Origin of the sequence: Streptococcus infantis (genome assembly GCF_047460875.1) — a bacterium.
Lineage (GTDB): Bacteria > Bacillota > Bacilli > Lactobacillales > Streptococcaceae > Streptococcus > Streptococcus infantis_AA.
The window spans coordinates 185,006-196,586 of record NZ_JASHFI010000002.1; the positions used below are offsets into that span (position 1 = coordinate 185,006).

Consider the following 11,581-nt stretch of genomic DNA (forward strand, 5'->3'; position numbering starts at 1 on the left):
TTTTATCTGTCTTCCAATGCTTTTTACCGCTTATAACTTGTTTTTTCTAGGAGAAGGGGTTCAGGATTTTGCTTAATCCAAGCAATAGCTAGCTGACACAGGCGGTCTAGGCGAGGCTCGTCATCAAAATCTTTCCCATGAACTTGAGCAATAAGCTCTTTAGTCTCTGCTAATTCTTGTTCTGAAAGAGAGCTTCCTAGAGACAAGTATTGAGGGAGAGCCTGAAGCATTTTTCTATAGTCCCTGTCCCAGTTGATCCCACCATTGCGATCCAGTTCATCTCGAACTCGACCTGGTATACGGATAACTTCCCCCTGAACAGTTTTTGCTGCTCCACTTGAAGGAATCAAGAAGGACCAAAGTTCCTCATATTGCTCCTCCCAACTACCTTCTTTTACGAGAATCGGAGAAACTCCATCGTGGGTTATTCGTTTGGCTACCGGCTTGACATCAAACAAAGCATAAAGTTTTTCTAGACCCTGATCTGCTGCTTCTAGATAGTCGGGATTGATCCCTTCTCTATGAAATTCAAAATCTTTACCGATATTTTCGACCTTTTCTTTCATAGCAGATGTTTTCTTAGCACCAGAATCCACAAGCATTGTGGCGATTTCAGCTGTTTGGGCAATATAGATACCCCGACAAACCATCAAGACTGAAGCTAGTGGGGTTCTTCCCATATCATTTTTAGCATTGACATCTGCTCCCTTATCAATCAAAAGTTTGACAGTCTTAGGATGGAAAAACTCAGCTGCTACATGTAGGGGTGTCTCACCATAGGTATTAGGTTTTCCAATGTCTGCCCCCAATTCAAGCAAGAGTTTGACTGTATCTCTCCCCAAGATTGCTTGACGGTACAAAGGAGTCGCTCCATAATAATCAGGGATATTGATATCCAAGCCCTGTTCGACAAGCCAGATAACCAATTCATCCGGGATTCCTCCCATATGCAGAGGTGTACATAAGCTAAATCTTCCATCATGAGCGGTTAATTCACAACGATCATAGACTGCTTTAAGGGCTTCAATATTTCCTTCATCCATTAAATCCTTAAACTCTTTTGGTAATGTAACTCTTTTCTTTGCCATTTTTAGTTCCATTCTTCTGATTCAGCATCTAGGGCAAGCCAATGAAGATTGTCAACCGTTTTCAAAGTACGGACTTGTCCATCATAATCATTTTTCAACTCAAGACCGTTTTGCTCAATAGATATATGATTATACCAGTGGTCTAGGCTGGCGTATTCCCCCGTATGAATGTTGATGAGCATACTGGTTATCGGATTCCAAGTTCCTTTCTTAACAGTTTCAGCTAAAAGGTAGTAAGCGTCTAAGAATATGAGATTTCTCCCATAGATCCAAAAGGGCAGATCAAGCCCCAACAAAGGTAGCTTGGCAGAAAAAATCTCATCACCGTGTGGTGGTACGGTTTCATAATGAAATTCTATCTCGCTGCCATAATAGGCAATCAGGGCTCCCTGACATCCGATATTTTGAGGAATTCCCTCCTCAGCTACTATAAATTCCATGACCTGCACCTTCTATTTTCAATCATAAAATCCGACCAGACTCTGCCAGAATATCAAACTGGACGCATGACCTATTCTAGTCATCAAGTGGATGAAGTCACTTTCACAACTCTTCCAAACTGCAGATTGAGCCGTTCCCATGGCTCTAACAAATGCTAGAAAATCTGGTGCCAGCCATATTTTTTCATCATAGTTCATCTCTGCATCAAGAGCATAGACCGCCCCAGATTGGCAATCCAGCAAAATAGTGTAGGGATCTCCATTTGCAATGATGATCAAGCCTCTTTCTTGTAGAGTCGAGTAATCGTGGTATTCCAGATTGCGATTGATTAGCCAAGTAAGACTAGTGTCGTCCCCATATCCAAACTGGTAACTTAAAAAACCGACCTGCCCCCAGTTATAGGCCAAAATATATTTCCTAAAAATCGGATCCAAATCTTGTATTTGCAGTTGTTTTTTCAAACGATCCAGTTCAGACACAGGCAGTTCCGTTTGGTTCAGGACAATCCCTTCTCTTATCTCAGGGTCAAGCCCTTGTATTGCTTCCTCAATAATGGAAATGATTTGGTCAATTGTCAATAATTCCATTGTCAACCTCCGACTATAAATAGTCCATTTTCTAGAGCAAATTAGCTAGTTTAGGTCTTCTTTTTTCTGATGAACTTTCTTATCTCTATTATACCTCAAAGCTATCTAACAGGGATAGACTACCAGTATTTTCAGGGATTTTTTTGGTCAACAACTTATCCTAATTAAAGCAAAAGCCATTCCTCAAGGGAACAGCTTTCTCACTTATAATTAAAGGTTTCTCCAGCCAACTTATCTGCTAGCTTGGGAAAGAGGCTATAAAATTTATGAGCTAGATTGAGCAAGATTGGGAGATTGAGCTCGCGTTTGTTTTTACCTATGGTCTTAACAATCTTTTGCGCGACAGCATCTGGTTCCAATAGAAAACGATCAACCGACTTGAGATAGGTCCCATCTGGGTCTGCTTGGTCAAAAAATCCTGTACGGATAGGTCCTGGATTAACAGTCGTCACATAGACACCATAGGGCATGAGTTCAAGGCGCAAAGCATTTGAAAAACCAATGGCCGCAAACTTGGTCGCAGAGTATAGACTAGACTTAGCAGTCGCTATCAATCCTGCCATACTGACGATATTGATGATATAACCTTTTCGCATTTCCTTCATGCGAGAAGCAACCAAACGAGATAGATTCATGAGAGCAAAGGTGTTAACCTCAAACATTTGATGAATATCTTGATTAGAAATCTTGTCAAAATCTTCAAAAATCCCATATCCAGCGTTGTTAATCAAGACATCAATCTTACCATAACGCTGATAGAGTTCAGCTACCAATCCTTCTAAGGCTTGAACGTCGGTAATATCAATTTCAATCAATTCTGCCTGAGGATGATTTCCGTATAGCTGAACTAGTTTTTCCTTATTTCTACCTAGCAAAATGAGTTGGTCATTTTGCAAGAGTTTGACCATTTCTTGAGCTAGACCCCCGCTAGCACCTGTAATCAGAATAGTAGACATACTTTTCCTTTCTCGAGATTCTAGATTTCCACTTCTTCCAGATCTTTTACAACATGGACATTTTCAAAGATACTAGAGGCATCCTTTTTAAGCTGGCTGATATCTTTCGAAAGGAAACGAGCGCTGATATGGTTGAGTAAGAGTCGTTTGGCTCCTGCTTCTACTGCAACCTGCGCTGCCTGCATGTTAGTAGAGTGACCATGATTACGAGCAATTTTCTCATCACCCTTACCATAAGTTGACTCATGGACAAGAACATCCGCATTGACAGCCAGACGCACACTGGCATCCGTTTTTCGAGTATCACCCAAGATAGTGATAATCTTACCTGGACGTGGAGCTGAGATGTAGTCTGCTGCCTTGATCTCGGTGCCGTCTTCTAGGACTACATCCTGCCCGTTTTTGATTTTTCCAAAAAGCGGTCCAAATGGCACACCAGCAGCCTTTAGTTTTTCAGCGTCCAAGGTCCCTTCTAGATCCTTTTGCATGACACGATAACCCACACAGAAAATAGTGTGATCCAACTCTTCCGCATACACCGTGAATTTATCTGTTTCAAGAATTTTCCCTAGAGAATCTTGGTCAAACTCATGGAAATGAATCTTATAGGGCAGGCGTGAACCTGACACACGTAGACTGGTCAAGACAAAAGATTTGATACCTTGGGGACCATAGATTTCCAAATCTGTTTGCTCTTCATTGGCTTGAAAGGCACGACTAGAAAGAAAACCTGGCAAGCCAAAAATATGGTCTCCGTGCAAGTGGGTGATAAAGATTTTGCTGACCTTTCGTGGTCGAATCGTAGTTTCCAGAATGCGATTTTGCGTTCCTTCGCCACAGTCAAAGAGCCAAACTTCGTTAATCTCGTCCAAGAGTTTCAGGGCGAGACTTGAAACATTGCGGGCTTTAGAGGGCTGACCAGCCCCCGTTCCTAAAAATTGAATATCCATTCGATACTTTCTAATTAATCAATATATAACATAGCAGTGCGATTTTCCGAGCGATAATAAAGCTTGCCAGAAAAAGCTCTAGCTTCTTGTTGTAAATCCTCTTGGCTGTAGCCTTTGAGTCGCTTTCTTCCATCTGCCAAGCTTTCCAAATCTGTCAAAGCTGTGAGATTTTCCACGCTAACAACTTCCTCTTCTCCGATTGCCTTCATATAAATTTTTCCAGACTCCTCAAAAACTAGCTGATGGGGAAAAATTTGCGCAATCTCAAAGAGTAATTCATCCGTAATTGCTTCCTCATATTCAGAGAAAATGCGACCAAGTCCTTCTTTCTCGTAGCAAAATCCAAAGGATTTACCAGATAGATTGAGGCGAATAAAGGGCTTGCTTTCCAAAGAGAAACTTGGCTCAGCATTATAGAGGTTTAATTCTTTACTGACTTCCGCAAAATAATCGGTCGCAGCCTCGGGGCTCTTTTTCTGGTAGAGCTCTGCAAAGTAGGCATTAACCACACTAGGTAGAGGAGTGATAAGGGCTAGCTGTTCCTCTTCGGACCTACCAGCTAAAAGCTGGTCCAGATAGACCTTGTCTAGACTTGTATAGCCACCATACTTAAGAGCTAATGATTTGATATCAGTCATAAAATTCTTCTAATCTCCATTTATTTTTCTCAGAAATGAAGCCTCTGATGACTTCGCCGTCATCTTGGTAGTCACGTTCTTCTAAGATAGCAACACTCTCCAAATCATGAATCTTGTAAGATTTAGAAAACGGTACGCGCAGGGTAAAGGGTTCAAAAATTTCCTTAATCTTATCCAGCAATAAAGCCTGCAACTGTTCTCGACTATCCTTAGATTTAGCAGAAATCAGAGCATATGGCGTTTGAGTAGGTGTAAAGTTCTCCACCAAATCTGCTTTATTATAAAGGGTTAAGCGAGGAATATCCTCCATGTCCAAGTCTTTCATAATGGAGAGGACCGTTTTTTCATGTTCCTCATGATAAGGATTGCTGGCATCGATGACATGGACCAGGAGATCTACATGCTTGCTTTCTTCCAAGGTTGATTTAAAACTAGACACCAATTCTGTCGGTAGGTCTTGGATAAATCCAACGGTATCTGTCAAGGTTACCTGTAGATTGCCCCCCAGATGGATGCTTTTAGTTGTTGCATCTAGAGTTGCAAAAAGCTCATCCGCTTCATACTGGGTCTTGCTGGTCAAAGTATTCATGATGGTTGATTTACCAGCATTGGTATAACCAATCAAACCAATTTTAAAGGTACTTGACTCCAAACGTTTTTCTCGAACTGTTGCCCGATTTTTTTCAACCACCTTGAGTTGACGTTCGATATCTGTAATCTGGTTGCGAACACTACGACGGTTAAGCTCCAGCTGACTTTCACCTGGACCACGGGAACCAATCCCCCCTGCCTGACGGCTGAGCATAATCCCCTGACCAACCAAACGAGGCAAGAGGTATTTGAGCTGAGCTAGATGCACTTGGAGTTTGCCTTCATGGCTTCGAGCTCTCATAGCAAAGATATCTAAAATCAACTGCATACGGTCAATGACCTTAACACCTAAGACTTCCTCAAGGTTAACGTTTTGTCGAGGTGTCAGACGGTTATTGACGATGACAGTCGTGATTTCTTCTGCGTCCACCATTTGAGCAATTTCTTCCAACTTACCAGAACCGACAAAGGTCTTAGAGTCGTATTTTTCTCGTTTTTGTCTGTAGCTATCGACTACAACAGCTCCAGCTGTCTTAGCCAGACTAGCCAGCTCTTCCATGGAGAGGTCAAAATTATCCATGCCCTGGAGTTCAACACCAATGAGCAGGACTCGCTCCTCTTTTTTCTCCGTTTCAATCATTTAAAAACTCCTCAATCTGGCTTAAAATACGCTCTTTCACACCAGATTCTCCTATTTGATAAAAGGTCACCTGCATACGATTGCGGAACCAGGTTAGCTGACGTTTGGCAAAACGACGGGTCGTCTGTTTGAGACTGTCACTAGCCTCCTCCAGGCTCTGCTCCCCTCGAAAATAGGGAAAGAGTTCCTTGTAGCCAATCCCTTTAGCAGCTTGAACATCTGGATAATGGTCAAACAGCCACTTGGCTTCGTCTAGAAGTCCAGCTTCAAACATCAGGTCCACTCTGTGATTGATACGCTCATAAAGCTGACTACGTTCATCATCCAAGCAAATAATCAGAGGTTCATACAAGGTCTCTTGATTTTCCAAGTCTTGAGCAAAATGGGCAATTTCCAAGGCACGCGTGGCACGACGACGATTAAACTGGGGAATTTTAAGGCCTATTTGCTCTACAAGATGGGCTAACTCCTCATCTGAAAAAGTATCTAGACTAGCACGATAAGCTAAAATCTCCTCATGAGGTGTCTCCCCACCTAAATGATATCCTTCTAGCAGACTCTGGATATAAAGTCCTGTCCCACCTGCAATAATAGCGAGCTTACCTCGACTTTGAATATCCTCAATGGCCACCTTAGCTTCTGAAACAAAATCAAAAGCCGAGTAAGACTCGGTTACTTCTCTCACATCAATCAAATGATGAGGGACAGTTGCCTGCTCCTTCGGACTTGCCTTGGCTGTCCCAATATCCAGTCCTCGATAGACTTGTTGGCTATCTCCACTAACTACTTCACCATTAAAATGCTTAGCAACTTCAATGGCTAGAGCTGTTTTTCCAACTGCAGTCGGTCCAACAATCACAATTATTTTTGTTTTCATCTTTTTTCCTTGAAAAATTCCCATTTTTTCGTTACTATTATTATATCACAAAAAGGTCAGTCAGAAAAATGCGACCTCTTGAGGTAGCTGGCTGATTTATAAGTTAAAGGAGGAATACTCATGGCTAAAGGATTCGCTAAAGGTCTTGTAACAGGTATTGCAGGAACTGTCGCTGCAGTTGCAGGTGCAGTATACGCAGTTAAAAAGAAAGTGATCGAACCAGAAGAACAAAAAGCAGCTTTCATCGAAGAAAACCGTAAGAAAGCAGCGCGTCGTCGCGTATCACGTTAAAAAACAAAAGAAGTTGGGATTTTTCTCAACTTCTTTTTTTCTATTCTTTTATACTCAATTATACTCAATGAAAATCAAAGAGCAAACTAGGAATCTAGCGTGGTTTGAAGAGATTTTCAGAGAGTATTAAATGGCCAAGTCAAACTTCAACTGTGGCTTGACTGGATCATAATCAACCAGCTCAAAATCCTCTGCTTTAATATCAAAGAAGTTAGTCCCATCTGGTACATTCAAGACCAAACGTGGTTGGCAATTTGAAGGTTCACGACGGAGCAATTCCTGAGCTTGTTCAAATTGATTGTCATAGATGTGAAGGTTATTGATAAAGTAGAAGAATTTTCCAACTTTCCAACCAAAGTGTTTAGCAATCATCATTTGAAGAGCCACATACTGCATAGCATTGATGTGATGAGCCACCAGCATATCGTTAGAGCGCTGAGTCAAGGTCGCATCCAAATAGATTTCTCCATCTACTCGACGGACATCAAACATAGTCTGAAAGGCACATGGTAGAAGGCCGTCTGTTTCTTCAAAGGCTTGGTAATCCCAGAGAGAAATGATATTTCGACGGTTCCAAGGATTGGCTTCTAACTGTTTGAGAATCTTGTTAATGATGTCGTGCTTTTTAACCACAGCCCCATAACGTTCCCCAATAGTCCCTGTATCTCCAACTTCCCAGTCATTCCAGTAGTGAACATTGTACTTGTCATTGAGAACTTCCAAACTATTGGTCTGATCTTGGTAGATCCAAAGCACTTCTTTAATAGCTGATTTAATAGCGATAGGACGCAAAGTTGTGATGGGAAATTCACCCTTTGACAAATCATACTCCGCAAAAGCACCTGTGATGTACTTGGAGTTAGCTACTGTTCCATCCTTATACTTGGGACGTGCTTGCTCGGAAAACACACCCTCATTCAAGATTCGCTCGATATTTTCTTTAAAAATCGTATCTGCTTTTGTCATTTGCTATCACCTCATTCATTGTCTTAACTAGTATAGCATAAAAAAAGAAAGGAGGAAAATCACTCGCTTACAGAAAGCAATTTTCTCCTTTTTATGTTTATTTATTGCAATACAAGTGATGCTGCTCCGATAACTCCAGCATCATTTCCTAGAGTTGCAAGAGCCAATTTAGTGGTTGTACGAACTTGTGGGAAGGTATTTTCATCATAAACCTTTTGCACGCCTTGGAGAAGAAATTCTCCTGCAGCTGATACACCACCACCGATAACGATTGTTGATGGGTTTAGGATAGAACCAATATTGGCACATGCGATTCCCAAGTAACGTGAGAAGTTACGGTAAACAATCAAGGCAAGGTCGTCCCCTTCTTTTGCCAAATCAAAGACAGTTTTAGCTGTTACTTCTTCTCCGTCATCAATCAAGCGTTTCAACTCTGCATCACCTTCGTATTCATCTGCATAACGACGAGTCAAGTTGACAATCCCTGTTGCTGAAGCTACTGTCTCAAGACAGCCTTTTTTACCACACGTACATGCGATTGGTTGATCAAAGTCAACTGTGATATGGCCTAGCTCACCTGCAGCACCTGCAACACCGTGAAGTAATTTTCCTTCTGCAACGATACCGCCACCAACACCTGTACCAAGTGTCATAAAGACAACGTCAGGTTGGTTTTCACCAGCACCCATCCAACGCTCACCAAGAGCTGCCACGTTAGCGTCATTGTCGATGAAGAATGGAATACCCAAGGCTTTTTCCATTTTTTCTTTGATTGGTTGAAGAGTTTTCCAGTTCAAGTTGTAGGCACCGATAACAGTCCCTTTTTCGCGGTCAACCACTCCAGGTGATCCCATACCAATTCCACGGAAATCTTCAGCAGACAATCCAAGCAAGCCCAAACGGTGTTGAATAGTTTCAATCATATCGTCTACGATATGGCTTCCTTCATCCAAAATGTTAGTCTTGATAGACCATTTTTCTTGGATTTCTCCTTCTTGCGTTAAAATAGCGAACTTGATAGAAGTTCCACCAAGGTCAATCCCAATAATCTTTTGACTCATTTTTATCTCCTTTATGATTTATCACTTCTTTATTATTTTATCAAACTTGTTTCAGCAATTCAAGAAAACTTCTGGTTAATTCTGCAAACTCTTTTGGTTTTGCCTTATTCAAAACATGAGGGCCATTAGGGATAATCTCAAACTGAGAATCCGGCATCAGTTCTTGGATAGCTTTCATTGAACTGAGATTAGGCTTATCCTGACTACCACAAATTAACAAGCTTGGATAGGGACAATTCCGTGCAATCTCTCTTAAATCAAGTGTTTTTAATTCTTCAGAAACTCCAACCATAAGAGCCTTATCTGCCCCCTGCTTCTCATATATCCTCTTAGGAAGCAATTTAAATATCAGCAACTGAATGTAAAAAGGAATGTTACCTGCTAATTTCAGTGGACATCCTGACAAAACCAAGGCCTGAAGATTTGGTATCTCAAAACTTGAAAGCTCCAATGCGAGTGCAGCCCCTAAAGATAAGCCAACTAAGACAAAAGGCTCTGTTTCCTTTGATAAGTGCTGATAAATGCGTTCCTTGGCTTCTTGGTAGGTCCCAACTCCTGAAGGAAATAAGGCCAGGGCTTCAGAGGGATAATCTGCCAGCAAATCCTGAACTTCTTTCCAACTATCTGCTGACTGACCTAGGCCATGTAAGAATATTAGTTTCATTTAGTTCTCCTTTACTGACAACTCATACAAGCCCCTGACTGCATTACAGCCATAGACAGCCTCTGCTTGATTCAAATCTTCTATGGTCAAGACCTTCTCTTCTACTTGTTCGTTTTCAAGCAAGTGTTGACGATAAATCCCTGGTAAAAAACCTAGTTGACTTCGCGGTGTATAGAGTTTCCCATCCATTTTCAAAACCAGATTGCCAATAGAGGTTTCAAGCAATTTTCCATCAGCAGTATGATAAATAATTTCATTCTCTCCCATTGTCAAATGCGGTCGGTGGGTCGTTTTAAAATAGGTAAAGGCCTGCTGCAAATCATCTTCTTGCTGACAAAGCTTGGCCTGACAGAAGCCAGAACTAAGTGGTGTCAATACTTGTCGATCAATTTCTATTTTTCCAGACTTGCTGAGACTGATTCGCAAACGGTAGTCTTGATGGAGGTCACAAGCTTGGCACTCTTCATCTATCCTTTGTCTCAAACTATCTTCATCAAATGGAAAGGCAAAGTAACGACTAGCCTTTTGCAATCTTTCTAGATGTTGATTTTCAAAGAGTAATTTTTTCTGGCTGATTTTCCCTGTCGTAATCAATTGAAAACGAGGCTGTTTTCGGTAAAGAACAGCAGCCTTTTGCTGAACTTCACGGTATTCTGACTCCCAAGTACTATCCCAAGTGATGCCTCCACCGACTCCATAGATGGCTTGCCCTCTATGCAGTTGAATGGTTCGAATAGCCACATTGAAAATCCGTCGTCCATTGGGAAGCAAGATACCAATCGTCCCACAATAAACTCCTCTAGATTGGGGCTCCAAGTCCTTGATAATTTTCATAGTCGCTATCTTGGGAGCTCCTGTAATAGAACCACAAGGAAAGAGCGATCGGAAAATTTCAACTAGGTCAATATCTGATCGTAACTGACTCTTGATGGTCGAAGTCATCTGCCAAACCGTTGAATACTGTTCCACCTGACATAAACGTTCCACATGCTCACTTCCCACCTCAGACAGACGATTCATGTCATTGCGCAAGAGGTCCACTATCATCATATTCTCTGAGCGATTTTTGGGATCCTGTTCTAACCAAACTGCCTCTTTCAAGTCTTCTGCATCAGTCAGACCACGTTTAGTCGTCCCCTTCATAGGACGAGTTGTCAATTCACGATCATTTTGTTCAAAAAAGAGTTCTGGACTCATGGAAATTACTGCCATGTCGTCATGTTCAACATAGGCATTGTAGCCCGCTTCCTGCTCGACAACCATACGATTGTAGATAGCAAAAGGATTAGCAGACAACTCCTGCTTGAGTTGAACCGTATAATTGACCTGATAAGTATCGCCCTGTCGTAAATGATGATGAATCTGGGCAATGGCCTTTTCATAGTCCTCTGTTGCTGTTACTTCCTGCCAGTTTGACGGCAAATCCACATCCTCATATGTCAGAGGAATACTGGATCTTTCAACACTGCCATGAACGGTAAAATACAGTAGATACTCTCCCAGTAAAGGAGCCTTGTGAACTGCTAACTTCTCCTCAAAAGCAGGTGCAGCCTCATAGCTGACATAACCCACCACATAATAGCCCTGTTCTTGGTAGCTTTCCACTTGAGCTAACAAGTCTGTTACTTCTGCTAAATCTCTGGTTTTTAACTCTTTGATAGGCTGGGTAAAGGTGTATCTCTCCCCCAAAGCCCTAAAATCAATCACTGTTTTTCTATGCATATCCTAAGTATACCATAAAAGCCAGACCCCAACGGGAGATCTGGCAATTTTATTCTTTGAGAATGATAAAGTAGATGTCACTTTCTAAGAAAATCTGAACATAGCATTC

General features: G+C 41.7%; 13 protein-coding genes. 1 reads left to right on the plus strand and 12 read right to left on the minus strand.

The genetic code is table 11. From position 1 onward, the window contains the following. Positions 1-23: 23 nt before the first annotated feature. From QM887_RS02865 to miaA, 8 genes are all read right to left on the minus strand, one after another. On the minus strand, positions 24-1,088 hold the full coding sequence (locus QM887_RS02865; protein ID WP_414270390.1) for an ankyrin repeat domain-containing protein: 1,065 nt from the start codon (positions 1,086-1,088) through the stop codon (positions 24-26). Positions 1,089-1,090: 2 nt separating this feature from the next. Continuing rightward, positions 1,091-1,528, minus strand: coding sequence for a hypothetical protein (locus tag QM887_RS02870; RefSeq protein WP_414270391.1), 438 nt, complete (start codon positions 1,526-1,528; stop codon positions 1,091-1,093). Positions 1,529-1,546: 18 nt separating this feature from the next. Further along, positions 1,547-2,116 carry an SMI1/KNR4 family protein gene (locus tag QM887_RS02875; RefSeq protein WP_414270392.1) on the minus strand — a complete coding sequence of 190 codons (570 nt, stop codon included), beginning with the start codon at positions 2,114-2,116 and terminating at the stop codon, positions 1,547-1,549. Between the two features lie 200 nt (positions 2,117-2,316). Next, the gene (locus tag QM887_RS02880; RefSeq protein WP_075229278.1) at positions 2,317-3,072 is read right to left on the minus strand and encodes an SDR family NAD(P)-dependent oxidoreductase; all 756 of its coding nucleotides are present in this window, start codon (positions 3,070-3,072) and stop codon (positions 2,317-2,319) included. Between the two features lie 20 nt (positions 3,073-3,092). Further along, positions 3,093-4,022, minus strand: coding sequence for a ribonuclease Z (rnz, locus tag QM887_RS02885; RefSeq protein WP_075229279.1), 930 nt, complete (start codon positions 4,020-4,022; stop codon positions 3,093-3,095). Positions 4,023-4,036: 14 nt separating this feature from the next. Further along, positions 4,037-4,660: a cystathionine beta-lyase gene (locus tag QM887_RS02890; RefSeq protein ID WP_414270394.1), complete on the minus strand. Its 624-nt coding sequence runs from the start codon at positions 4,658-4,660 to the stop codon at positions 4,037-4,039. Then, positions 4,653-5,891 carry a GTPase HflX gene (gene hflX, locus QM887_RS02895; protein WP_414270395.1) on the minus strand — a complete coding sequence of 413 codons (1,239 nt, stop codon included), beginning with the start codon at positions 5,889-5,891 and terminating at the stop codon, positions 4,653-4,655. Before hflX ends, QM887_RS02890 begins: the two co-directional genes overlap by 8 nt. Next, a complete protein-coding gene (miaA, locus tag QM887_RS02900) occupies positions 5,884-6,768 on the minus strand; it encodes a tRNA (adenosine(37)-N6)-dimethylallyltransferase MiaA (protein WP_414270397.1) in 885 nt (294 codons plus the stop codon). Before miaA ends, hflX begins: the two co-directional genes overlap by 8 nt. Positions 6,769-6,888: 120 nt before the next feature. Between miaA and QM887_RS02905 the strand changes: the two genes are divergently transcribed. Next, on the plus strand, positions 6,889-7,059 hold the full coding sequence (locus tag QM887_RS02905; RefSeq protein ID WP_049526232.1) for a DUF3042 family protein: 171 nt from the start codon (positions 6,889-6,891) through the stop codon (positions 7,057-7,059). 126 nt (positions 7,060-7,185) lie between these two features. Here QM887_RS02905 and QM887_RS02910 read toward each other — a convergent pair whose 3' ends face one another. The 4 genes from QM887_RS02910 to pabB form a co-directional block, all read right to left on the minus strand. After that, complete coding sequence (locus QM887_RS02910) at positions 7,186-8,025, minus strand: thymidylate synthase (protein ID WP_049508575.1); 840 nt, start codon at positions 8,023-8,025, stop codon at positions 7,186-7,188. A 101-nt stretch (positions 8,026-8,126) separates the two neighbouring features. Next, positions 8,127-9,086 carry an ROK family glucokinase gene (locus QM887_RS02915; RefSeq protein ID WP_049508573.1) on the minus strand — a complete coding sequence of 320 codons (960 nt, stop codon included), beginning with the start codon at positions 9,084-9,086 and terminating at the stop codon, positions 8,127-8,129. 40 nt (positions 9,087-9,126) lie between these two features. Then, on the minus strand, positions 9,127-9,750 hold the full coding sequence (locus QM887_RS02920; RefSeq protein WP_414270399.1) for an alpha/beta fold hydrolase: 624 nt from the start codon (positions 9,748-9,750) through the stop codon (positions 9,127-9,129). Next, positions 9,751-11,472 (minus strand): aminodeoxychorismate synthase component I, encoded by a 1,722-nt coding sequence (gene pabB / locus QM887_RS02925; protein WP_414270400.1) that lies wholly within the window; start codon positions 11,470-11,472, stop codon positions 9,751-9,753. Positions 11,473-11,581: the final 109 nt, after the last annotated feature.